The 22,676-nt window shown below is 68.0% G+C and carries 19 protein-coding genes; 11 read left to right on the top strand and 8 right to left on the bottom strand.

The window, feature by feature from the left end; all coding sequences use genetic code 11:
- Nucleotides 1–25: 25 nt before the first annotated feature.
- The 3 genes from EIP75_RS12755 to EIP75_RS12765 are packed head-to-tail and all read right to left on the bottom strand — an operon-like array spanning nt 26 to nt 3,625.
- Nucleotides 26–1,717: a carbon-nitrogen hydrolase family protein gene (locus EIP75_RS12755; RefSeq protein ID WP_125243665.1), complete on the bottom strand. Its 1,692-nt coding sequence runs from the start codon at nt 1,715–1,717 to the stop codon at nt 26–28.
- On the bottom strand, nt 1,714–2,553 hold the full coding sequence (locus tag EIP75_RS12760) for a cysteine hydrolase family protein (protein ID WP_199758580.1): 840 nt from the start codon (nt 2,551–2,553) through the stop codon (nt 1,714–1,716). The genes EIP75_RS12755 and EIP75_RS12760 overlap by 4 nt, the downstream gene beginning before the upstream one ends.
- 16 nt (nt 2,554–2,569) lie before the next feature.
- Nucleotides 2,570–3,625 (bottom strand): ABC transporter substrate-binding protein, encoded by a 1,056-nt coding sequence (locus EIP75_RS12765; protein ID WP_199758581.1) that lies wholly within the window; start codon nt 3,623–3,625, stop codon nt 2,570–2,572.
- Nucleotides 3,626–4,056: 431 nt separating this feature from the next.
- On the opposite strand from EIP75_RS12765, the gene EIP75_RS12770 reads away from it, so the two are divergent.
- The 6 genes from EIP75_RS12770 (at nt 4,057) to EIP75_RS12795 (ending at nt 10,149) form a co-directional block, all read left to right on the top strand.
- Nucleotides 4,057–4,953 (top strand): LysR family transcriptional regulator, encoded by an 897-nt coding sequence (locus EIP75_RS12770; protein WP_125243667.1) that lies wholly within the window; start codon nt 4,057–4,059, stop codon nt 4,951–4,953.
- Nucleotides 4,954–4,987: 34 nt separating this feature from the next.
- Nucleotides 4,988–5,515: an SET domain-containing protein gene (locus tag EIP75_RS12775; protein WP_125243668.1), complete on the top strand. Its 528-nt coding sequence runs from the start codon at nt 4,988–4,990 to the stop codon at nt 5,513–5,515.
- A 185-nt stretch (nt 5,516–5,700) separates the two neighbouring features.
- On the top strand, nt 5,701–6,096 hold the full coding sequence (locus EIP75_RS24330) for a hypothetical protein (RefSeq protein WP_199758582.1): 396 nt from the start codon (nt 5,701–5,703) through the stop codon (nt 6,094–6,096).
- Between the two features lie 11 nt (nt 6,097–6,107).
- A complete protein-coding gene (locus tag EIP75_RS12785; RefSeq protein ID WP_125243669.1) occupies nt 6,108–7,025 on the top strand; it encodes an ATP-grasp domain-containing protein in 918 nt (305 codons plus the stop codon).
- A 158-nt stretch (nt 7,026–7,183) separates the two neighbouring features.
- Nucleotides 7,184–8,989, top strand: coding sequence for a response regulator (locus tag EIP75_RS12790; protein WP_125243670.1), 1,806 nt, complete (start codon nt 7,184–7,186; stop codon nt 8,987–8,989).
- A gap of 122 nt (nt 8,990–9,111) precedes the next feature.
- Complete coding sequence (locus EIP75_RS12795; protein WP_125243671.1) at nt 9,112–10,149, top strand: putative solute-binding protein; 1,038 nt, start codon at nt 9,112–9,114, stop codon at nt 10,147–10,149.
- Nucleotides 10,150–10,174: 25 nt separating this feature from the next.
- On the opposite strand, the gene EIP75_RS12800 is transcribed toward EIP75_RS12795, so the two are convergent.
- From EIP75_RS12800 to EIP75_RS12815, 4 genes are all read right to left on the bottom strand, one after another.
- Nucleotides 10,175–12,643 (bottom strand): TonB-dependent siderophore receptor, encoded by a 2,469-nt coding sequence (locus tag EIP75_RS12800; RefSeq protein WP_125243672.1) that lies wholly within the window; start codon nt 12,641–12,643, stop codon nt 10,175–10,177.
- 85 nt (nt 12,644–12,728) lie between these two features.
- On the bottom strand, nt 12,729–13,718 hold the full coding sequence (locus EIP75_RS12805; protein WP_125243673.1) for a FecR domain-containing protein: 990 nt from the start codon (nt 13,716–13,718) through the stop codon (nt 12,729–12,731).
- A gap of 4 nt (nt 13,719–13,722) precedes the next feature.
- The gene (locus EIP75_RS12810) at nt 13,723–14,229 is read right to left on the bottom strand and encodes a sigma-70 family RNA polymerase sigma factor (RefSeq protein ID WP_125243674.1); all 507 of its coding nucleotides are present in this window, start codon (nt 14,227–14,229) and stop codon (nt 13,723–13,725) included.
- Between the two features lie 174 nt (nt 14,230–14,403).
- Nucleotides 14,404–14,616 (bottom strand): hypothetical protein, encoded by a 213-nt coding sequence (locus EIP75_RS12815; protein WP_125243675.1) that lies wholly within the window; start codon nt 14,614–14,616, stop codon nt 14,404–14,406.
- Between the two features lie 1,050 nt (nt 14,617–15,666).
- On the opposite strand from EIP75_RS12815, the gene priA reads away from it, so the two are divergent.
- Nucleotides 15,667–17,763, top strand: a complete 2,097-nt coding sequence (priA, locus tag EIP75_RS12820; RefSeq protein ID WP_125243815.1) for a replication restart helicase PriA — start codon at nt 15,667–15,669, stop codon at nt 17,761–17,763.
- A gap of 31 nt (nt 17,764–17,794) precedes the next feature.
- On the opposite strand, the gene EIP75_RS12825 is transcribed toward priA, so the two are convergent.
- A complete protein-coding gene (locus EIP75_RS12825) occupies nt 17,795–18,622 on the bottom strand; it encodes an HDOD domain-containing protein (RefSeq protein WP_125243676.1) in 828 nt (275 codons plus the stop codon).
- 223 nt (nt 18,623–18,845) lie between these two features.
- On the opposite strand from EIP75_RS12825, the gene EIP75_RS12830 reads away from it, so the two are divergent.
- The 4 genes from EIP75_RS12830 to EIP75_RS12845 all read left to right on the top strand — a co-directional run bounded on the left by EIP75_RS12830 (nt 18,846) and on the right by EIP75_RS12845 (nt 22,649).
- Nucleotides 18,846–19,655, top strand: a complete 810-nt coding sequence (locus tag EIP75_RS12830) for a hypothetical protein (RefSeq protein WP_125243677.1) — start codon at nt 18,846–18,848, stop codon at nt 19,653–19,655.
- A gap of 68 nt (nt 19,656–19,723) precedes the next feature.
- A complete protein-coding gene (locus EIP75_RS12835; protein WP_125243678.1) occupies nt 19,724–20,677 on the top strand; it encodes an alpha/beta hydrolase in 954 nt (317 codons plus the stop codon).
- Nucleotides 20,678–20,760: 83 nt separating this feature from the next.
- Nucleotides 20,761–21,993, top strand: a complete 1,233-nt coding sequence (locus EIP75_RS12840; protein WP_125243679.1) for a PAS domain-containing sensor histidine kinase — start codon at nt 20,761–20,763, stop codon at nt 21,991–21,993.
- Nucleotides 21,990–22,649 carry a response regulator gene (locus EIP75_RS12845; protein ID WP_125243680.1) on the top strand — a complete coding sequence of 220 codons (660 nt, stop codon included), beginning with the start codon at nt 21,990–21,992 and terminating at the stop codon, nt 22,647–22,649. The genes EIP75_RS12840 and EIP75_RS12845 overlap by 4 nt, the downstream gene beginning before the upstream one ends.
- Nucleotides 22,650–22,676 lie beyond the last annotated feature (27 nt).

Raw genomic sequence — 22,676 nt, forward strand, 5'->3', positions numbered from 1 at the left:
TCCGGGTTGAAAATGAAGAAGGCCATCAGGAATGGGTGTCGGTCACGGGGTGCGTGAGCACGCCGTAGGTGTGGGGCAGGCGGTTGCGCAGCATGTCGACGCCGGGCTCCATGCACTTCTGGCGTGCGATGGCCAGCTCGGCGAACACGGGCATCACGGCGCCCCAGCGGGTGTTGGGGGCGGCATTGACGTTCACGTCCCAATGGGGGAAGCCGGCCGGCGGGACCACGAAGGAGCCGCCAGGGCTGGGCGCATCGGTGCGGTTGGCGCACACGAGGTAGACGCGGTTGTCCACCGCCTTGCTCACCGCCAGCAGGCGGCGCTCGTCGGCGTGTTGCCAGGCGGCGGCCCACACGATGATGTCGGCGCCCATCAGCGTCAGCACGCGGGTGCTTTCGGGGTACAGGCCATCGGGGCCGAGCAGCATGCCGATGCGGCCGAGGGGCGTGTCGAACACGGTGAAACCCGGCGCGTTGCAGGCCTGGGTGGACCAGCCCTGCTCATGCGGGCTGCGGTGCACCTGCCGCTGGCGGCCGATGACGCCTTGCGGTCCGATCAGCACGGCGGTGGTGTGCTGCCCCTCGGAGGTGGACTCGACGGTGGGCAGCACCGCGTAGCAGTCGTGCTCGATGCACACACGGTGCATGCCATCGATCAGTGCCGGTGTGCGCGCGGCCAGCTCAAAGGACTCTGAGCGTGTGGGTGCGGCCGATCCCGCACCGGCGTGCAGCGGCATGGCCAGCAGCTTCGTGCCCAGCAACGCGGCATGGCGGGCCATGGCGAAGCAATCGTCAATGCCGTGCTGGTCATCGACATGGGCCTGCACCGCAGCGATCTTCACGCAGGCGGATTCAGGCCGCAGAGATTGGTTCAGATGGGCGGCCAGCGGCGTGGTCTCGAAAGGCTGCGCCAGCAGGCCATAGGCCGAAGGCTCGCGGCTGCGCCACTTCGGCGAGCCATCGGCCCATGGCGCGCCGTGGCCATTGCCCAGCACGATCTCGCCCACGGCCACGCCATGGGTGTCGTTGGCGATGCGCGCACGCACCTCGCCCGTGGGCGCCACGATCAGGCTGCCACCCGGGTAGTAGATGCTGCGCTCGACGCCGGCCTTGGTGGCGGCCAGGATCCACACACCGTTCTCCATCGCCCGGGCCGGCACGAACAGGTCGGCCTGGCCCATCACGAAGAAGTTGGCCATGTCCAGGATGATCTCGGCGCCCTGGGCGGCCAGGCAACGGGCCACTTCGGGGATGCGCCCGTCGAAGCACACCAGCAGGCCGATGCGGCCCAGCGCGGTGTCGACCATGGGGTTGCCCAGGTCGCCCACCGAGAACCAGCGCTGGTCTTGCGCGGGCAGGAACTGCTTGCGGTAGTGGCCGATGAGCCGGCCCTGCGGGTCGAACAGCACGGCGCTGTTGTAGATCTGGCCGTCCTGGCCCAGCTCGGTGAGGCCGGCGCCCAGATGGATGCCATGCCCGCGGCTCATGCGGGCCAGGGCCTGGCAGTAGGGCCCATCGATGGGCTCGGCCAGCGACAGGGCATGGGCCCTGGAATCGAACAGGTAGCCGCTGTTCATGCACTCGGGCAACACCACCAGTTGGGCGCCCTGGCGCACGGCTTCGTCCACGTGCGTCTGCGAGCGCGCGATGTTGGTGGCCAGATCGCCCAGCTCTGCGTGCGTCTGCACGACGGCGGCGAGAAAACGGCGGATGGTCATGCGCCGGCCTCCGGCGTGTCTTGTCGTGCGCTCAGGGCCGTCATCAGCGATGCCGCCGTCACATTGAAGCCGTGCAGCTGCTGCACCAGGAAGTGGATGGCCTGGCTCACGTAGCCGGGCGAGGGGCTGCCGCAGGCATCGGTCAACAGCAGGTTGTCGTAACCCAGGAAGCCGGCGTCCTGCAATGAAGAGAAGACACAGCGGTCGGTGTTCACGCCCGCCCACAGCAGGGTCGACACGCCCACCTGGCGCAGCAGGCTGTCGAGCTCGTTGTCGCAGAAGCCGCTCAGGCGGTGCTTGAAGACGGTGGCGTCGCCAGCCGCCATGGGCAGCTCGTCGATCACCTGCGCACCCCAGTGGCCGGGCACCACGCTCAGGCCCCGGTCGTCCGGCGAGGCCTCGGCATAGCCCACGGCACCGGCCTGGCGCTTGCCCTTGAACAGCACGGTGGGCGGCAGGTTCAGCCGGTCGGCGCGCACGCCCCAGTTCAGCCAGACCACGCGCCCGCCCGCGGCACGCCATGCCGGCAGCAGCGCGGCGATGGTGGCGATGGGCTGGCGCATGGGCGACACGTCGATGCCCTTCTGGCCGAACCAGCCTTGCGGGTGGCAGAAGTCGTTCTGCATGTCCACGACCACCAGGGCCGAGCGCGCGAGGTCGATCTCGACCGGGTCGGGGTCGGCGGCGATCAGCACCGGGCGTGGCGCCAGCGGCGCGCGCACCAGGCTGATGTGGTGCGCGTGCCGGGTCCAGGCGTTGTGGGCGGCCGGACCGAAGCTGGTGGGCGCGTCAAGCGTTGCGTCGACCAGCACAGGCGGAGGCATCTCGCGTGTCATTGGCGGCTCCAGGGGCTCACTTCAGCGTCAGCTGGCGATCGGCCAGGGGCGGCAGGAAGCGACGATCGAACACCTCGCCGGCCACAGGCTGGCGGGGCAGCTCGAAGGCCTCGGCCACCTGAGCGATGGCGCGTTGCAGGCGCGCGTCCTGGACATCGCCCACGCCGGCGCGCTGGGTTTCGGGCGTGACGATCACCTGGCGCAGCGCGTACTGCAGGCGGCGCTTCTCGATGACCTTGTTGATCAGCGGCTCCTGGCGGGCCAGCGCATCGATGGCGGCATCCGGATCCTGGGCTGCATCACGCAGGCCCTTGTGGATGGCGCGAACCAGCCCGGCCACCACCTGCGGCTTGTCCTTGATCAGCTGGGGTGACACCAGCACGCCATTGCCGTAGAGCTCGATGCCGTGGTCGGCGTAGTGGAACCAGCGGATGTCCTTGTCGGGGTCGACCTGCTGCGCCACGAGGTTGAGGTAGCTGGTCACCGAGAACACGGCCGAGGCATCGACCTGGTCGCGCCGCAGCATCTGCTCCTGCAGATTGGGCGCCATGTTGGTCCAGCGCACCTTGCCGGCATCGATGCCGTTCTTGTCGGCCAGGGCGGGAAACATCTTCATCGCGGCGCCACCGGCTGGCGAGCCGATGTTGCGGCCTTCCAGGTCCTTGAGCGTCTTGATGGGGCCGGAGGCCTTGGTCATGATCGCGAAGGGCGCGCGGTTGTAGATCATGTAGACCATCACCGGCACGGTGCCAGCGGGGCGCGTGGCCGCGTTCTGGATGATGGCGTTGATGTCGCCGAAGCCGGCCTGGTAGCTGCCGGCCATCACCTTGGTCACCGTGTTGGCCGAACCGTCGCCGGTGTCGATCTGCAGGGCGATCTTTTCCTGTGCGAAGTAGCCGCGCTCCTGCGCCAGGTAGTACCAGGCGTGCACGCCCTGCAGTTTCCAGTCGAGCACGAACTTGATCGGGGTGGTCTGCGCGTGTGCGGCGGTGAGGCCCGTCCATGCCAGGGCGATGGCGGCGGTGGCGTGCCACAGGGCGGCGCGCAAGGGTTGCTGGCGGGCGGTTGACACGAGGGTGCTGATTGAGGACACGGGAAGGGGCTCCGTCATCGTTGATGCAGGGAGCTGTTGCATCGGCCGTGCCGGCTTGTGCGTTTCAGCGCGCCGATGCCGTGCTTTTTCAGCTGTGATGCGTTGCCGAAAAGGCAACGGTGGCTTGCATGCCCCGTGGGCAAAGGCTTGGCGCTCGGTCGGTGCTGGGCAGATCCATGGGCCGTATGGGCCTGGCTTGCGTTGTCATCCACGGATCCACCCAGGTTTGGCGCGCCGACCCCGTGCGAGGCGTTGCCCCAATTTGGTTCTTTGCCGTGTTTTTCGGTCGAATGCGGGGCCGATCGTGGTGCGCGGCGTTGCTGTTTTGGGCATGGCGTGGCACAGGCCGTTGCCGCAACGGCAACGGTGTCCGGCCTGGCCTTGGCACCGAAACTGCTCGGGCCAGGGGCATGAACCACCTTCGTTTGCTGCGTTATGTCGACGAGGTTGCGCGCGCCGGCTCCATTCGCCAGGCGGCCGAGCGCCTGCATGTGGCACCTTCCGCGGTCAATCGCCGCATCCTGGATCTGGAGGACGAACTGGGCACGCCCATCTTCGAGCGCCTGCCGCGCGGCATGCGCCTGACGGCTGCGGGCGAGCTGTTCGTGCGCTACATCCGTGGCCGCAGCGCCGAGCTAGACGAGGTGCGCTCCCAGATCGACGAGCTCAAGGGCCTGCGGCGCGGGCGTGTCAGCCTGGTGGCCAGCCAGGCGCTGGCCCCGTCCTTCCTGCCCGGCGTGGTCGCCAGTTTCCGCGAGGCACACCCGCTGGCCGTGCACCAGGTGCGCATCGGCGATCACTTGCATGCGCTGGAGGCGCTGCGCGCCTTCGAGGCCGACCTGGCCCTGGTCTTCAATCTGTCGCCCGAGGCCGACATCGAGGTGCTGGCCGAGTTCGAGCAGCCGCTGGTGGCCGTGATGCACCGCGACCACCCGCTGGCCGCACGGTCCAGCGTGCGCGTGCGCGACTGCGCAGACTACCCGTTGATGCTGCCCAACCGCGACATCGGCGGGCGCCAGCTGCTGGAGAAGTTCCTGGTGCGCAGCTCGGTCAAGCTGCACCCGGTGGTCGAGAGCAACTCCTTCGAGTTCCTGCGCGGCTGCCTGTACCACGGCCAGGCCGTGTCCTTCCAGATCGCCATCGGTGCGGTGGAGGATGGTGGCGCACTGGTGGCGCGGCCGCTGGAAGACCGGCACTTCCCGCACGGGCGTCTGGTGCTGGCCGGCCTGCGCGGTCGGCAACTGCCGGTGATTGCGCATGCGTTCGCGGAACACCTGAAAGTGGCCCTGGCGTCCCTGGAGGCCTGAAGGGCGTGGGGCGCATGGGGTGATACTTCGCACCATGCCCACGCTGCGCCCTCTTGCCCCTTCGCCATCGGCCGAGCCTCAGCCCGATCCGCAGGCCGATGCCACCGCCACACCGGCCGTGCCCCGGTTGCCCGGCACGCCCGCCGACCCGCAGAAGTACGCTGTCGTGGCGGCCCCCAGCGCCATCGACGGGCTGGGTGCCTTCGCAGCAGAGTTCATCCCTGCGCGCCGCAAGATCGGCGAGATCCGTGGCGAATCCATCCTCACCACCGAAGCCCATGCCCGAGCCCGCGCGGCGGCCAAAGCCAGTGGCCGCATCTTCATGATCGCCCTGTCCGAGCGCCGCACGCTGGATGCCTCGGCCTCGACGGATGTACTGCGCCATGCCAACCACGCCTGCGAGCCCAACACCGTGCTCAAGGTGCAGCAGGGCCGCGTGGCCTTCTATGCGCTGCGCGACATCCAGCCTGGTGAAGAACTCACGGCGCGCTACGGCCCCACCCACCATGCCGGCAAGCTGGTGTGCCGTTGCGGTTCACCACGCTGCATCGGCCGGCTCTGACACTGCTTCGGTGTCCGGCTTTCGGGGGCCTGTAACGCCTCCCCACGACTGTTGCATCCTGCCGCCCCAGTTTCTAGGGGGGCGTGGGTTGACGCATGCCGCCAGCCTCCCTAGCCTCATCGGTGGACCGGCAACCGAATCCCGCTGAGAGGCCGGCCGACATCCCATCAACCGGAGAAGACACCATGCAGGAACTCGACAAATCGCAAGCAGAGCACGTGGCCGGCGCCCGCATCCGCCCGCCTGTCACCACCCTGGCCATCGGCGAGGAAGGCGGCGGCGGTGCGACCACGCTGGCCCTGGGTGAAGAAGGCGGTGGCGTGACCACCAAGGCCCTGGGCGAGGAAGGCCCCATCTACACCACGCTGGCCCTGGGTGAAGAAGGCGGTGGCGTGACCACCAAGGCCCTGGGCGAGGAAGGCCCCATCTACACCACGCTGGCCCTGGGTGAAGAAGGCGGTGGCGTGACCACCAAGGCCCTGGGCGAGGAAGGCCCCATCTACACCACGCTGGCCCTGGGTGAAGAAGGGGGCGGTGGCGCCACCACCAGCAGCACGGGCGGCGCCTTCGGCTCGTTCTGAGCCAAGCGCCGATGCTGCTGATCGCCGGGGGTCTGGCCGACCCCAGCCTGCACGCCCTGGCCGAGGCGGCCCACGCCATGAACCTGCCCTGGGTGGACCTGCGCGTGCCCGCCGACAGCAGCCCGCCGTTCCATTGGGATCTGGACGCCGATCCCGCGCCGCGCAGCCAGGCCATTCCCCTGGGCCTGCCGCCCTGGGGCGATGGTCCCTTGCCGCGCGGCGCCTTCATCCGCCAGGATGTCTTCGCCGCGCTCCATGATCCGCGCCCCGAGGTGTCCACCCGCGCGCTGGGCTGGTTCTCGGCCGTGCAGGGCTGGCTGCTGGCGCACCCACAGGTGCGGCTGTTCAACCGCGACATCACCCCCGTGCCTTTCAACAAGCCGGCCGCCCTGCTGAGGGCCCGCGCGGCGGGCCTGCCGGTGCCGTCCACCTGGGTCAGCAACGACCTGCCCCGCCTGAGCGCCCGCCTGTCCGAGGCCTGCATCGCCAAGCCCGTGGCCGGCGGCGGCCTGTGCCAGACGCTCGACGACGCCCTGCACGAAGCGCCCCCGCCTTCAGCAGACCAGCCCGCCTTCCTGCCCATGCCCGCGCTGGTGCAGCCGCGCCTGGTGGCGCCGGAGTTGCGCATTTTCGTGGTGGGCGCCCAACCCTTTGCCTTCGAGGTGTCCAGCCCGTCGCTGGATTACCGGGCCCAGCAGGATGCCGAGGTGCGTGCCGTGCCCGTGCCGTCGCGGGCCGCCCAGCCGCTGCACGCCCTGATGCAAGAGTTCCGCATGGACTTCGGCGCCGCCGATTTCAAGACCGATCCCGACAGCGGCGAGCTGGTCTTCCTGGAACTCAACACCTCGCCGATGTTCGCGCGCTTCGACGCGGCCTGCGGCGGTGCGCTCTGCCGCGCCATGGTCGAGCACCTCACAGCGGCTCACTGACGTGCTGGGAAGCGCGAACCCCCGCATTTGAGGGGGTGGCTGAGGCCATCTCCGCACACAAACCTACCCCACCCCGGGCACAAACCCGGTGGTTGGTGGGCGGGTCCCTCCGGATACTGGTCCGCAGTGCCACGCAAAAGTCCGCAAGACCTTTCAAGATGCTGTCACTGCAAGAACAGGCCGGCCTGGAAGACCAGGTCCGCACCGCCCGGTTGCGCATGCTGCTGGACCACGTCGAAGTGGCCCTGCTGGCCGCGGGTGTGTTCGCGGCCATCGTCGCCTGGCTGATCAACCACATGGTGCCCGAGGCCCGCCTGTGGCCTTGGCTGGTGCTCAAGCTGGCCTGCCTGGTGCCCCGGCTGGTGCACACCAAGTGGCTGCTGCGCCGTGCCGGCCAGCCGGGCATGGACCTGGCCCAGGCCCGCCGTTGGATGCTGGCCTTCATCGCGCTGGACAGCCTGGCCTGGGGCGCCGTGGGCTGGTGGCTCACGCCGCTGCACCACCTGGACCTGGCCGTGGTCACCATCAGCTCGCTGATGGGCCTGGCCGCCATCGGCGCCTTCATGAATTCGGTGGATGTGCGGGCCGTGGCCTGCTTCGTGCTGCCCATGCTGCTGCCCAACGTCGTCTTCGTGCTGTGGCGCCAGGATTCGCTGGGCCTGTTCGGCGCGGCGTCCATGCTGGGCTTCATGGCCGTGATGATGCTCGAGGCCGTGCGCAGCCAGCGCCGCATCACCGAGCTGCTGCGCCTGCGCTTTATGCACGAGCACGTGGCCGGTGAGCGTGCCCGCGCGCTGGAGCAGGCGCGCCACCACAGCGATGCCCGCAGCCGCTTCCTGGCCACCGTCAGCCACGAGATGCGCACGCCGCTGCACGGCATCCTGGGCCTGGCCCGCGTGCTGCAGCAGGACAAGCCCCGCGCCGACCAGCGCCAGCGCCTGACCCTGATGGAGCGCTCCGGCGAGCACCTGCTCACCGTGATCAACGACATCCTCGATTTTTCCAAGATCGAGGCCGGCCGCATGAACATCGAGGCGCGGCCCTTCGACCTGAACGAGGTGCTCGACGAGGTGGCCGGCGTGTTCCAGGTGCTGGCCCAGCGCAAGCAGGTGAGCCTGCGGCAGCTGCGCCACTGGCAGGGCAATTGCCCCGTGGTGGGCGATGCCGCCCGCGTGCGCCAGGTGCTCAACAACCTGCTGGGCAACGCCGTGAAGTTCACCGACCACGGCAGCATCCAGCTCATCGCCCGCCGCCACCCCGATGGCCTGGTCGAGCTGCAGGTGCGCGACACCGGCATGGGCATCGCCGAGGCCGACCGCGCCCGCATCTTCGATGCCTTCACGCAGACCCACACCCCGATGGACCGTCAGCACGGGGGCACCGGCCTGGGCCTGTCCATCGCGCGCCAGCTGTGCCGGGCCATGGACGGCGACCTGGTCTGCGACAGTGCCGTGGGCGTGGGCTCCATCTTCAAGGCCACGATGCGCCTGGCCGAGGTGCCCGCGGGCGACGTGCAAGCGGGCGAGCCGTTCCCGGACCATGCCGAGCATCCTGCAGACGGCGCCCTGGCCGGCCTGCGCGTGCTGCTGGCCGAGGACAACCCCGTCAACATCCTCGTGGCCGAGGCCGTGCTCGGCCACCTGGGCTGCGAGGTGCACACCGTCACCGACGGCCAGCAAGCGGTGGCCTGGCTGGAGCAGCAGCGCTGTGATGTCGTGCTGATGGACTGCGCCATGCCGGTGATGAACGGCCTGGAGGCCTCGCGCGTGATCCGGCAGCGCGAGCAGGACACGGGTCGGCCACGCGCGGCCATCGTGGCGCTCACGGCCAACTCCATGCTCGACGAGCGCGCGCAATGCCTGGACGCTGGCATGGACGAACACCTGGCCAAGCCCTTCGGCCCCGACGACATCCGCCTGGTGCTCGAGCGGGTGTTGCTGCAGCGCGCCGTGAACACCCCGTGAACGTGCCGTTACAGCGTCGGGGTGAACGCCGCTCGCTTTGCGTTGCACAATGCCCGGGCCCTGAAGCAGGCCTGCCCTGCCCCACCCAGGGCGATGACAACCACCCCAGAGGAGACCCACACGTGAGCGTGAAGAAGACCCTGTGCACCGCCGCCCTGCTGGCTTTGCTCGTGCCGACGGCCCATGCGGCCAAGCAACGCTTCTGCATCTACGACCCGCTGGGCACAAGCGGCGAGGGCTACAGCTCTGCGCGCGACTACGCCATCGCCATGCAGCGCCATGGGGTGGACCTGGAGATCAAGGCCTTCATCGACGAGCGCGTGGCGGTTGAAGACTTCCGCACCGGGCAATGCGATGCGGTCAGCGCCACCGCCTTGCGCACACGGGCCTTCATCTCGCTGCCGGCTTCGCTGGATTCGGTTGGGGCCTCGTCCATCGTCAAGCAGGGCAAGCTCGATCTGAAGGCCAGCTACGAGGTGGTGCGCCGCTTCATCCAGGCCCTGAGCTCGCCCAAGGCGGCCGAGCTGATGGTGGCCGGCAACTACGAGGTGGGCGGCATCATCCCGCTGGGCGCGGCCTATGCGTTCGTGAATGACCGCAGCATCAGCACGCTGGAGGCCGCCGCCGGCAAGCGCGTGGCCGCGATGGACTACGACAAATCCCAGGCGGCGCTGATCCAGCGCGTGGGCGCGCGCCCCGTGGCCGCCGATGTCACCAACTTCGGGCCCATGTTCAACAACGGCAATGTCGACGTGATCATCGCGCCGACCATCGTCTACCGGCCGATGGAGCTGCACAAGGGCATCGGCACCAAGGGTGGCGTGTCCAGCTTCCCGATGGCCATGCTGACCTACCAGATGCTCTTCAAGAAGGACAAGTTCCCGGCGGGCTTCGGCCAGAAGTCGCGTGACTACTGGCTGGCCAACTACGACCGGGTCATGGAGATCGTGGCCAGGTCCGACAAGGAAGTGCCGGCCAAGCTGTGGATGGACCCGTCGCCAGCGGATGCCGAGCGCTACGTGGTGCTGATGCGCGAAGGCCGCATCGACATGGCCGAGAAGGGCCTGTACGACAAGAAAGGCCTCAAGCTGATCAAGAAGATCCGCTGCAGTGTCTATGCCGAGGCCGCCGAGTGCGCCCAGCCCACCGAGAACTGGTGAGCACCCGCACGGCCTGCCGGCCGGGTCAGAACTTGTAGTTCACGTTCAGCATCACGCTGCGCGGCTCGCCCCAGGTGTAGGTGCTGTACCACTGGAAGATCGTGTGGTATTTCTTGTCCAGCAGGTTGTTGACGTTCAGCGAGGCCGACAGGTTCTTGCTGAACTCGTAGCGCGCCATGGCGTCGAACAGCCAGCGGCTGCCCATGACGTAGTCCATCTTGCCGCTGACCGGGTTGGTCACGCTGGCCCAGGTCTTGTCCTGCCAGCGTGCGCCACCGCCCAGCGTCAGACCCTGCAGCGCGCCGCCCAGCTTGTGGCTGGTGTACAGGCTGAACTGGTTGGCAGGGTTGAGCGTGCCGATGCGCTCGCCCTCCTGGTGCGACACGCTGTGCGTGTAGCCCGCCTGCAGCTGCCAGTCGCGCGCGATCTGCCCTGAGACCTCGAACTCGTAGCCCTTGGTCTTCACGCCCTGCAGGACGCGGTAGACATCGAGGTTGGTGGCCGTGTCGAACCTCACGTAGTCGGCGTAGTTGTCCTGCTTGAGCTGGAAGTAGGCTGCGCTGGCATTGAGGCGGCCATTGAAGAACGAGCCCTTCAAACCGACCTCATGGTTCTCACCTGTCTGCGGATCGATCGTCTTGCCGGTTTCGTCCTTTTCGCTGTGCGGCTTGAAGATGGCGGTGTAGCTCGCGTAGACGGACAGGTTCTTGTCCAGGTCATAGACCGCGCCCACGTAGGGCACGAACTTGCCGGTGGCCTTCATGTCCTGCTCGTTGTTCTCGTAGTTGGAGACCCGGCCACCCACGATCAGCTTGAGGTCGTCACGCAGGTTCAGGCGGGTGGTGCCATACAGGCCGCTTTCACGCGTGGTCTCGTCATTGGTGTAGCCGGGCGTGCCCCAGTTGGCGTAGGGGATGTGGCCGGTCCAGCCGTAGTAGTCGGACACCGACGTGTTGTAGCCAGAGGCCGAGTAGCCTGCATTGGTCCAGCGCCGGTCGGTGAAGCTGCCGCCCAGGACCAGCTCGTGCTTGCGACCGAACAGGTTGAAAGGCCCGCTGGCATAGAAGTCCGCCGCATTGGCGCGGGTCTTGCCCACGTACTTGCCCATCCACAGGCTCGTTCCGCTGCCATCGGCCGGGTTGGGGGTGCCGCCGGCTGCGGCGCCCAGCATGGCGTCGTAGCCATTGATCTGGTGGTTGAGTTGAAGCTTGGCCACCCACTCGTTGTCGAAAGTGTGCTCCAGCGTGGCGAAGGCGGTGCGGGTGTACTGCGACCAGTGGGACCAGGTGGCGCCGTTGTTGAACGAGCGCGGCATGTCGTTGAAGTTGCCGGTGGTGTCGAAGATCTTGATGCCGCCCCAGGACGAGCCCTTGGGCTTGTTGTCCTGGTAGTCCACACCTACCGACAGCAGCGTGCTGGGGGTCAGGTCGGCTTCGAGGATGCCGTAGAACACGCCCACCTGCTTTTGATAGTGATCCTGGTGGGACTGCCTGTCCTGGTAGGCTGCGACGGCCCGGGCGCGCACGCTGCCGCTCTGGTTCAGCGCGCCGCTGAGGTCCGCTTGCGTGCGGTAGTTGTCCCAGGAGCCGACGCCGGCCTGCAGGCTGCCCTGGAACGCGCGCGTGGGCTTCTTGCGCACCAGGTTGATCGTGGCCCCCGGGTCGCCACTGCCGGTCAGCAGGCCGGTGGCCCCCTTGAGCACTTCCACACGGTCGTAGATGGCCATGTCGCTCAAGGTGTTGCCGGCGGAATAGCCAGAGTCGCGCTGCATCGGGATGCCGTCGTACTGGAAGTTCTGGATGGCGAAGCCGCGTGCCCAGTACTCTGTGCGCTCGCTGTCGTAGGTGACGATGCTCACGCCCGGTGTGCGCTCGATGACCTTGTCGATCGAGGTCAGGCCGAAATCGTCGATCTGCTGTCGTGTGATGACGCTGATGGATTGCGGTGTCTCACGCGGCGTGAGCGGCAGGCGGGTGGCCGTGGCGATGGTGCCTGGCGTGTACGAGCGCGAGTGTTCGGTGATCTCGCCCAGCTGGTTGGCGGTGACGGTGATGGCGGGCAGGGCCTGGTCAGACTGCGCGGCGGGGGCCAGGGCGGCCATCGGGATCTTGCGCAGCGAGTAGGCCCCGCTGCCGGTGTCCACGAGTTCGAAGCCGCTGCCTGCCAGCAGGCGGCCGAGGCCTTCTTTCACCGTGAAGTTGCCTTGCAGGCCGTTGCTGCGCTGGTCGGCCAGCACGGCGGGATCGAACGACAAGGGCACGCCGGCCGCGGCAGCGAAGTGCGCCAGGGCATCGCCCAGCTTGCCGGCCGGCACCGTGTAGCTCTTGCGGGCCGTGCTGTCGACGGCTTCGGAGGCGTGCGCCGGCAGGGCCACCGTGGTCGAGGCGATCAGGCTGACCAGGGTGGTGCCGATGGCCAGGCTCAGCGCGCTGAGCTGGACGGGCAGTTGGGAGGCACAGGGGCGTTGACCCACGGGATGGCGCCTGGACGGCATGAGGAAACCTTTCGTCGATGGGAGGGGTGCGCACGCGGCTCGCGTGTGCTGTCACCCCCTACACCGAACGAGCTTTGAAAAGGTATCAGCCCGGCGCTGAAAAATGTGGGCCGCGCGGCCTCACCGTCACCCACCACGGGGTGGCGCGGTCGATGTGCAACGGGCGTGTCTTCTCGAGCAGGCGCAGGCTGGCGTCGGTGTCCGCCAGCGGGAAAGCGCCCGAGATCTTCATCGTGGCCACTGCCGGATCGCAGCGCAGCAGGCCAGGGCGGTAGCGGCTCAGTTCGGCCAGCAGAGTGCCCAGGGGCATGTCCTGGGCCAGCAGCATGCCCTGCTCCCACAACACTGCGGTGCCGTCCACGGGCCGGGGCGCCTGTACCTCTCGGGTGGTGAAGTCGGTCTGTTCACCGGCCCGCACCACGAACGCTGCAGTGCTGTCGACAGGGCGGACCTCGACGGCGCCTTCGAACACGGCCAGCCGCGTGCTGGCGCCCAGCTGGCGCACCGAGAAGCGCGTGCCCAGCGCCCGCAGGCGGCCGTGCGGCGAGGCCACCGCGAAGGGCCGCGCCTTGAACGCGGGGGCATGCCCGGTAGTGACCAGGATCTCGCCGGCGTGCATCGTCAGGCGCCGTTCGTTCTCGGTGAAGCCCACGTCGACGGCGCTGGCGGTGTTGAGCACGAGCCGCGTGCCATCGGCCAGCAGGGCGGACCTTTGCTCGCCCGTTCGGGTGCGCAGATCGGCCAGCCAGCCGGCGCGCGAGGCCTGGTGCCAGCCCAGCCAGGTCGTCGGGATGACGGTGGCCGCCAGGCCCAGCGCCTGCAGGATCTGGCGGCGTGGGTTCTTGCGCAGCCGGGCCAAGGCCTGGCGTCCCAGCTCGGCCGGCACCTGGCCGAAGACACCCAGCACCGATTCGGCGCGTGCCCAGGCGGCCGTGTGCTCCGGGCTCAGGGTGCGCCAGCGTTCGAAGCGCTGGCGGTCAGCGTCCGTGATGTCGCCCGATTGCCAGCGCACCAGCCAGTCGGCGGTTTCCCGCTGCATCGCTTGTCGGGTGGAGGGTGCCGTGTTCGCACTCATGGGTTCAGGCTTCGTCGTGGATGGCCAGGCAGGCCTCGAAGGCCCGGCGCATGTGGCGCTTGACGGTGATCAGCGAGAGGCCCATGCGTTGCGCGATGACCGGGTAGGTCAGCCCATCGAGCTGTGCCAGCAGGAAGACCTCCTGCGTCACACGGGGCAGGGCGCGGAGCATGGCCTCGATGCGGCACAGCGCTTCCAGGATGATCAGGCGGGTCTCGGGTGAGGGCGCCTCGGGGCCGGGCAGGTGGGCGATGGCGTCCAGGTAGGCGCGCTCGACATCCTGGCGGCGCCAGTGGTCGATCACCAGGCCCTTGGCGATGTGCGTGAGCAGGGCGCGCGGCTCGTTGCCGAGCGTGCGCGTGCGCCAGTGGGTGAGGATGCGCACGAAGGTGTCGTGCGCGATGTCGGCGGCGTCCAGGCCGTTGCCCAGCTTGCGGTGCAGCCACTGCTGCAGCCAGCCATGGTGGTGGCTGTACAGCCCTGTCACGTCCAAAGTCTCGCCCGTCGCCATAAGTCCTGCCGTTCCACGTCAACCCGAGATTTGGAAATGAGAATGATTCACATCCATTATAGGTTGACAGGTGAACGGCGTGGCGCCTGTGGTTCGCCAAAGAAAACGCCCGCGTGGCGCGGGCGTTTTCAAGGAGGGCGGGCCGCTGACGCGGGCCGCAGCCTCAGCGCTGGATCAGCCCAGGGCCTTCAGGTCGGCATCGACCTTGGCCAGCAGGTCGTCGGTGATCAGGCCGCCGGAGAACTTGGCGACCATCGACAGGGCGAAACCCTTGCCCATCGCGATTTGCGGGTGGGTGGAAATACCGGGCAGGTGCTTTTCCAGGATGGCCTTGGTCTGTTCGTTGTCCAGCAGGTCGCCGAGTTTGGATTCGATCGAGAAGCTCATGGATTGTCTCTCAGTGATGATTGAAGAAAAACACGCGGACAGCCTGGAGCCTCCGGCGCAGGTACAAGCATAACCCGTCGCGCGAGAACTTCAAACGGACGTTCGGGGGCCTGCACGCAGGCGCTTCGGGCATTTACGGCGCCGCGGCAGGCGCTTTCCGCGATCAGCGAACTGGTGCCCAAACTCGACGCACTGTTGCACGAAATGGTGCCTGTGCATGCAGTTATCCCCATGAAAATGCGAGCGATAGCCATAACGCCGCGATTGTCAAGAGGTGCCCCAGACGCACGGGCATGTGTCGTAAGTAATTGATTTATATAAATAAATAAGCCCGTCGCTGGGCGGGCTCATCCAGGGGAAACCCCAGTCCGGCGCCTGGGCCAGACCTTCGATGCCAGCGTTTCCCACAAAGTTATCCACAGGTTGAATCGAGGCGCGGTCCAATCGAATCAAGCACTTAGACCCCATTGCTGGACAGGGACTTTGATGGGCGACCCTAACTGCTGCCGCGGGGCATGGCGGAGGGTTGTCGCGCTCATGGAACAATGAGGTCCAGAGGTCGGCATCAGCCAGGCGGACCCGCCAAGGGGTCTTCGGCCATTTCGTGAAGGACTACACACCCTGTAGGACAAATGGAAACTAGGGTAAACCCGTGAAATTGAAGTTTCCTGTGTCGGTTATCCCCATCTTGGACATCTCGGCTCGCCCTGAGACGGTGCGTGGCTCCGGGATTGCAGAAACACTCAAAAATTGTGCTAAGTCATTGATTCATATAGATTGAAATCGCGTGCTCAAATCTGAGGCAATCTAGCCCAAACGACCACCTGACAAGCATTTAGCGCGTGTTTACAAGCCTTGCCCACAAAGTTATCCACAAACCCCGGGGATAAGGGGGAAGCCCCTTCGGATCAAGCACTTAGCGCTTTCTTTTCATCGACTTGTAGGAATAACGGAGACAAGACGCAGGTGTCGACGAAGCCAGGCCAGCTGTTTCCAGCACCGCCCTCTGCCGGGGCGGCCAGCGATCCGCCGCACGCGCCCGCCCACCGGGTGCAGGTGCTGGTGGAGGCGCCTCAGCACAGCGGCCTGACAGGGCCACTGGACTATCTGGCCGATCAGGCGCTGCCTCCCGGTACGCTCGTGCGTGTGCCGCTGGGCCGGCGCACCGTCACCGGCCTGGTGTGGGATGCGCCAACTGCTGACGCCGACGCATGGGCTGCAGACCAGCTCAAGCCCGTCGCCGAGGTGTTGCCCGACCTGCCGCCCTTGCCGCCGACATGGCGGCAGCTCGTCAGGTTTGCAAGCGCTTACTATCAGCGTAGTCTCGGTGAAATAGCGATGATGGTGCTGCCACCAGAACTGCGTCAACTTGACGCGGTGCAGTGGGGACGCCGGTTCAAGCGTCTGACCAAATCCCTGGCGCAGCCCCCGGCGGCCACCGACGCGCCCGAGGTCCTGCCTGATCTCACCCCCGAGCAACAGACCGTGCTGGACGCGCTGGCGCCCTCGCTCGCACCAGGCGACGCGGAGCCCGCGCCCACGACCTACTTGCTCTGGGGCAGTACCGGCAGCGGCAAGACCGAGGTCTACCTGCGGCAGGCTGACCGGGCCCTGCAGGCCGGCCGTCAGGTGCTGCTGATGGTGCCCGAGATCAACCTGACCCCTCAGCTCGAGGCCCGCGTGGCCGCCCGCTTCGCCGGGCGCAACATCGTCTCGCTGCACAGTGGCCTGACCCCCGCGCAGCGCTTGCGCAACTGGATGCTGGCCCACCTGGGCCTGGCCGACATCGTGCTGGGCACGCGCCTGGCCGTGTTCACCCCGCTGCCGCGCCTGGGCCTGGTGGTGGTCGATGAAGAGCACGACCCGTCCTACAAGCAGCAGGATGGCGCACGCTATTCGGCCCGCGATCTGGCGGTGTACCGCGGCCAGCTGGAGAAAGTGCCGGTGCTGCTGGGCTCGGCCACGCCCAGCCTGGAAACCTGGTTCAACGCCCTGCCGCAGGCCGAGGGCGGGGCCGGCCGCTACCAGCGCCTGACCATGCCCTCGCGCGTGGGCCAGGGTGCGATGCCGCGCGTGCGACGGCTGGATCTCTCACGCGAGCCCAAGCCACGTCCCGGCCAGGAGGCCCCGCCGCTGGCCCAGGCCCTGCTGGATGCGATCGCCGAGCGTGTGGCGCGTGGTGAACAGAGCCTGGTGTTGCTCAACCGGCGCGGATATGCCCCGGTGCTTCAATGCAGCGACTGCGGCTGGAAAAGCGAATGCCCTCAATGCAGCGCCTGGCGCGTGTTCCATAAGGTCGACCGCACCTTGCGTTGCCACCACTGCGGCCTGACCGACCGTGTGCCGCGTGCCTGCCCGAACTGCGGCAACCTGGACATCCACCCCCTCGGCCGAGGCACCGAGAAGCTGGAAGAGCAGCTGGCCGCGGCCCTGCCCGATGCCCGCGTGGGCCGCATCGATGCCGACGTGACCAAGCTCAAGGGCGCGCTGGAAGACCGGCTGGCCAGCGTGCATGCCGGCGAGGTGGACATCCTGGTGGGCACGCAGATGGTGGCCAAGGGGCATGATTTCCGCCGCATCACCCTGGTGGCGGCGGTGAACCCCGATGCAGCGCTGTTCGCCAGCGATTTCCGTGCGGCCGAGCGCCAGTTCGCCTTGCTGCTGCAGGCGGCCGGGCGTGCCGGGCGCGATGCCAGCGTGGCCCAGGGCAGCGAGATGTGGGTGCAGACCTGGCACCCGGACCACCCGCTGTATGCGGCCCTGGCCCGGTACGACTACGAGTTCTTTGCCCAGCAGCAGCTCAAGGAGCGCCAGATGGCGGGCCTGCCGCCCTATGCCCACCTGGCCATGCTGCGCGCCGAAGGCAAGACGCAGGAGGCGGCGCAGGGCTTTCTGGTGGAGGCGGCGCAACTGGTCGAGGCGCTCGCGGCGGAGCTGGGCGGCATCCTGCTGTACCCGCCGGTGCCCACGGCCGTGCAGCGCGTGGCCAACATCGAGCGCGCGCAGATGCTGATCGAGGCCGAGTCACGGCCGGCCCTGCAACGCCTGCTGGCGCGCGCCACCGACGACTGGCTGGCGCTGGCACACCAACACCGCCCGCGCGGACTGGTCCGCTGGGCGGTGGATGTGGATCCGCTGGCGATCTGATCCGGCCAGGTGGCCGAACCGGAAGGCTTGCTCAGCCCAGCAGGGCTTCCATGCCTTCGCACAGCTCGCTCATGGGCGGCATCTCGGCCAGGAACTTCTTGGGATCGAGCTTGAGCGCGGCACAGACTTCGGTCGGCACCGTGGCGGCCAGCTCGGCCTCGTTCAGGCCGTTGTGCTCGGCCCGGGCGCGCCAGGCGGCCAGGTGCAGCACCGCGGCGATCGGGTCCACCGGCTTGGTGGCCAGGGGTTCCGGAAAATTGGCGATGGCGTCCAGGAAGGCCGACGGGAACTTCCACTGGCGGGCCAGTTCGGCCCCCACCGTGGCGAAGTTGTAGCCGAAGGAGGTCTTCTCCATGTCCAGGCGGCGCGGGTCCATCGGCCCGACCTGCTTGTCCAGCTGCAGCATCGGCTCGGGCATGCCGGCGTGCATCACCAGCTGGCCGATGCTGTGCATCATGCCCACCGTGAAGGCCAGGTCGGCATTGTGGCCGGTGGTCTTGGCCAGCCAGCGCGACACCACGGCGGCGTGCAGGCTGTATTTCCAGAACTTGCCCAGGTCCATGCCCGGCATGGCCTTGAAGCCGCTGGTCAGGCCCGAGCTGATCACCAGCGTGCGCACGGTGACGAAGCCCAGCATCATCACGGCGTCATCGACGGTGCCCACGGTGCGGGAGACGTGGTAGTAGGCCGAATTGGCCAGGCGCAGCAGGCGCGCGGAAAGTACCGGGTCGGCCTGGATCTTCTTGGCGATCTCGTCGATCGAGATGTCCTCGGCATTGAAGCTGTCGATCAGCTCGTGCACGATCTTGGGAACGGCCGGCAGGGCCTGGGGTTGTTTGAATAGGGCTTCGAGCTGCATGAGTCAGCCTCCAAATTGATGAACCATTACCTCCACCGATCCCCCGCAGGACGTGGCAGAGTTCACTGATATCGACCTGCCGGGAGCATGACTTGAGCATCTCAGATGGTGAGAATTTCAAGCAACGGAAATAAAGGGTGCGAAACCTCACAGTTCGTCCGCTAGGACGGCGGGGGAAACCCGGCCCCGCCCTCATGCTCAACGACCTCATCCAGGAGACACCATGAACCTCGCACACCACCCCCGGTCCACCAGAACGATCATGCACGGCGGGCCTGGCCGAGCCTCTGCCAGGGCATTGGGCCTGGCCGGGGTGCTGGCCGTCGGCCTGGCCACGGGGCTGGGCGATCTGGCGTTGGGGCTGCAGTCGGCGTGGGCGCAATTGCCCGCGCGCAACCTGCTGGTGTCCTGGCGCGTGGTGACCTCGGCTGATGCCACGCGGGAGCGCGCCGGGGTGCGCCAGGGTGGCCTGGTGATCGACAGCCGGCGCGGCGTGTCGGGGCAGGCCGGGGTGGAGCTGTCCACCCGCCAACTCGAGCGCGATCAGCAGACCCACCAGCAGATCCTGGTGCTCAATGGCCGCAAGGCGCGGCTTGACCTGCGCGAGCAGCGGCCCATCACGCAGTGGCAATGGGTGGCACAACTGGGCACTGGCGGGGCTGCGCAGGGCGGAGGCAGTGGCGGACAGCAGGGTGTGCAGCCCCAGGTCGGCCTGGTCGCCCAGACCCTGTGGGTGGACAGCGGCCAGGGCCTGAGCGCCACGCCCCGCTGGTCTGGCGGCAAAGGCCCGGTCACCGTCGAGCTGGAGGCCGAGTCCCCCGCCCAGCCTGGCCGCCCTTTCGGCCAGGATGCGCAGGGCGCGCCCCCGGCACGCCTGGTGGCGCAGACCACGCTCAGCGTGCCGCTTGGCGAATGGGTGCCCGTGGCGCAGACCAACCGCCAGGAAGAAGTGCAGCGCCGAGGCATGCTCAGCACCCAGAGCGTGAGCGCCGATGAGCAGGCGGTGCTGGAGATCCGCGTCAGCCTGCCTTGACGGCGCCCGTGCGTTCGGCCAACGCGCTACAGTCATCGACGAATCAGTTCATCTGGAGACACATTGCAATGCCCACGCCCCTGGACAGCCTGAACCAGCCCACCCGCGCACTCATCGAGAACGTCAAGCGCGCGGGCTTCCCGCCCATGAACACCTTGCCGGTGGAGCAGGCCCGCCAGTCCTACCGCATGGGTGTGGGCGTGAGCACGGTGCCTCCGGCAGCCCTGCCCCGGGTGGAGAACTTCACCATCCCCACGGCCGATGGCCATGCCATCCCGGCCCGCCTGTGGGCGCCCAGCCTGGACGCCGGCCTGCCCGTGCTGCTGTACGTGCATGGCGGCGGCTTCGTCGTGGGCGGCATCGACACCTGCGAGGCCATGTGCCGCTCGATCGCCGCACAGAGCGGCGTGGCCGTGGTGGCCATCGACTACCGCCTGGCGCCGGAGCACAAGTACCCGGTCTGCCTGGACGACACCTGGACGTCCCTGCAATGGCTGGCCAACCAGGGCCACACCCTGGGCCTGAACGGCAGCCGCCTGGCCGTGGCCGGCGACAGCGCCGGAGGCACCCTGTCGGCCGCCGTGTCGCTGCTGGCGCGTGATGCGGGCATCCCGGTGGCACTGCAGGGCCTGATCTACCCCTCGGTGCAGGTCGGCGTGGCCACCCAGTCGTTCAAGACCTATGCCTCGGCCGGCCTGATGCTGGACCAGGGCCTGATGAACTGGTTCGAGGCCCAGTCCACCGGTGGCGACTTGAAAGAGGCCTGGCACCGCCAGCCCCTGATCGCCCCCAGCCACACGGGCGTGGCCCCGGCCTGGATCGGCCTGGCCGAGTGCGACCCGCTGGCCGATGACGGCCGCCTGTACGCCCAGGCGCTCGAGAAGGCTGGCGTGCCCGTGCAGCTCACGGTCTATCCGGGCACGGTGCACGACTTCATCAACATGGGGCGCTTCCTGCCCGAGGCGCCGCAGTTGCACACGGCCCTGGCCCAGGCGCTGAAGCAGGCGTTGCTGCCGGCCTGAATCACGGGCTGAGAACCTTTCGTTGCACAGTGCACGGATGATCCGGCACGGGCCTTGCAAGACCGGCGTCAACCGACGCTGTCATGAGTGCCCTGCCTTCATCCGCCCTGCTGACCAACGGTCAGCCCCTGAGTGGTTCCAAGCCACCCCTGGTCGCGCCCGAGCGCGTGGCCGAGGTGTGGCGCGACCGCCTGAACCTGCTGCTCGAATCGACCGGCGAGGGCGTGTTCGGCGTGGACATGGACGGTCTGTGCACCTTCATCAACCGCGCCGGCGCGGAGATGCTGGGCTACGCGCCCGACGAGGTACTGGGCCGCAACATGCACGAACTGGCCCACCACACCCATGCCGATGGGCAGCACTACCCGGCCGAGCAGTGTCCGATCTTCAATGCGTTCCGGGCCGGCGTGCCCTGCCGCATCGACAGCGAGGTGCTGTGGCGGCGTGACCGCACCGCCTTCGCGGCCGAGTATTCGTCCTACCCCATCCTGGACGAGGGCGTGGTGCACGGCGCGGTGGTCACCTTCGTGGACATCACCAAGCGCAAGCTGCACGAAGAACAACTGCGCACCGCTCACGAGCTGCTCGAACGCCGGGTGGCCGACCGCACCCAGGCCCTGAGCCAGGCCCTGGGCCAGCTGCGTGAGTTGCAGGCCCACATCGACCGCGTGCGCGAGGACGAGCGCACCCGCATCGCCCGCGAGATCCACGACGAGCTCGGCAGCCTGCTGGTGGGCCTGAAGATGGACGTGAGCTGGCTCGAGAAACGCCTGGACGACAGGCCCAACCTGCGCTGCAAGTGCCAAGACATGCGCGGCCTGATCGACATGGCGGTGGACAACGTGGGACGCATCATCACGGACTTGAGACCTTCGATCCTGGACCACCAGGGCCTGTGGGCCACGCTGGAGTGGCAGGCCCAGGATTTCGCCGACAGCAGCGAGCTGCGCTGCCTGTGGTCCATGGACATCGCGCCCGGCCTCACGGCCCCCGACGGCCCGCTGGCCATCGCCGTGTTCCGCATCTTCCAGGAGCTGCTGAGCAACGTGGCCCGCCATGCGCAGGCCTCTCAGGTGGAGATCCGCATCAGCGCCACGCCCAGCGACATCACCCTGCTCGTGAAGGACAACGGCCGTGGCGCCCCACCCAGCGCCTTCGACAGCACCGATGCCTACGGCGTGATGGGCATGCGCGAGCGTGCCGGCCATTTCAAGGGCTGGCTGCACATCGACAGCCAGCTGGGCAGCGGCACCACCGTGATCCTGACCATGCCCCTCTACCAGGGCCAGCCGGCACCGGTCGCAGGCACGCCATGATCAGGGTGCTCCTGGTGGACGACCACCACATCGTGCGCCAGGGCCTGCGCCAGATCCTGGCCGATGAGCCCGATCTGTGCGTGGTGGCCGAGGCCGCCGATGGCACCGAGGCCGTGCGGCAGGTGCGCGATTTCCTGGAGCCCTGCGAAGGGCCAGGCCTGGACGTGGTGATGCTGGACATCGCCATGCCCGGCCGTGATGGGCTGGACGTGCTCAAGCAGCTCAAGGCCGAGTTCCCGCGGCTGCCGGTGCTGATGCTCTCGACCTACCCCGACAAGCAGTTCGCCGTGCGCTCGCTGCGCCTGGGCGCCAGCGGCTACCTGCACAAGAGCGCCGACCCCGACGAGATGGTGGCCGCGCTGCGCAAGGCTGCCAGCGGCGCGCGCCACATCACCGCCAGCGTGGCCGAGGTGCTGGCCAGCTCGATCACTCAGCCCGACGACCGCCCCGCACACGAGGCCCTGTCGCAGCGTGAGCACCAGGTCTTTCGCCTGCTGGCGCAGGGCCGCAGCGTGGGCCAGATCGCCGAGCAGCTGCACCTGTCGCCCAACACCGTGTCCACCTACCGCGCGCGCATCCTCGACAAGACCGGCACGCGCAACGATGTCGAGCTGGCGCTGTACGCGGTCAGGCAGCAGGTGGTGGTGCTGGCCTAGGCTGGGCCCTGGCGCCCGCATGTAGGG

Origin of the sequence: Aquabacterium soli, from assembly GCF_003933735.1 — a bacterium.
Classification (GTDB): Bacteria; Pseudomonadota; Gammaproteobacteria; order Burkholderiales; family Burkholderiaceae_C; genus Aquabacterium; species Aquabacterium soli.

Coding starts and splice junctions, on each gene's coding strand:
- EIP75_RS12755 (WP_125243665.1), bottom strand. CDS start 1,717: ATGACCATCCGCCGTTTTCTCGCCGCCGTCGTGCAGACGCACGCAGAG.
- EIP75_RS12760 (WP_199758580.1), bottom strand. CDS start 2,553: ATGACACGCGAGATGCCTCCGCCTGTGCTGGTCGACGCAACGCTTGAC.
- EIP75_RS12770 (WP_125243667.1), top strand. CDS start 4,057: ATGAACCACCTTCGTTTGCTGCGTTATGTCGACGAGGTTGCGCGCGCC.
- EIP75_RS12775 (WP_125243668.1), top strand. CDS start 4,988: ATGCCCACGCTGCGCCCTCTTGCCCCTTCGCCATCGGCCGAGCCTCAG.
- EIP75_RS24330 (WP_199758582.1), top strand. CDS start 5,701: ATGCAGGAACTCGACAAATCGCAAGCAGAGCACGTGGCCGGCGCCCGC.
- EIP75_RS12785 (WP_125243669.1), top strand. CDS start 6,108: ATGCTGCTGATCGCCGGGGGTCTGGCCGACCCCAGCCTGCACGCCCTG.
- EIP75_RS12790 (WP_125243670.1), top strand. CDS start 7,184: ATGCTGTCACTGCAAGAACAGGCCGGCCTGGAAGACCAGGTCCGCACC.
- EIP75_RS12800 (WP_125243672.1), bottom strand. CDS start 12,643: ATGCCGTCCAGGCGCCATCCCGTGGGTCAACGCCCCTGTGCCTCCCAA.
- EIP75_RS12805 (WP_125243673.1), bottom strand. CDS start 13,718: ATGAGTGCGAACACGGCACCCTCCACCCGACAAGCGATGCAGCGGGAA.
- EIP75_RS12810 (WP_125243674.1), bottom strand. CDS start 14,229: ATGGCGACGGGCGAGACTTTGGACGTGACAGGGCTGTACAGCCACCAC.
- EIP75_RS12815 (WP_125243675.1), bottom strand. CDS start 14,616: ATGAGCTTCTCGATCGAATCCAAACTCGGCGACCTGCTGGACAACGAA.
- EIP75_RS12825 (WP_125243676.1), bottom strand. CDS start 18,622: ATGCAGCTCGAAGCCCTATTCAAACAACCCCAGGCCCTGCCGGCCGTT.
- EIP75_RS12830 (WP_125243677.1), top strand. CDS start 18,846: ATGAACCTCGCACACCACCCCCGGTCCACCAGAACGATCATGCACGGC.
- EIP75_RS12835 (WP_125243678.1), top strand. CDS start 19,724: ATGCCCACGCCCCTGGACAGCCTGAACCAGCCCACCCGCGCACTCATC.
- EIP75_RS12840 (WP_125243679.1), top strand. CDS start 20,761: ATGAGTGCCCTGCCTTCATCCGCCCTGCTGACCAACGGTCAGCCCCTG.
- EIP75_RS12845 (WP_125243680.1), top strand. CDS start 21,990: ATGATCAGGGTGCTCCTGGTGGACGACCACCACATCGTGCGCCAGGGC.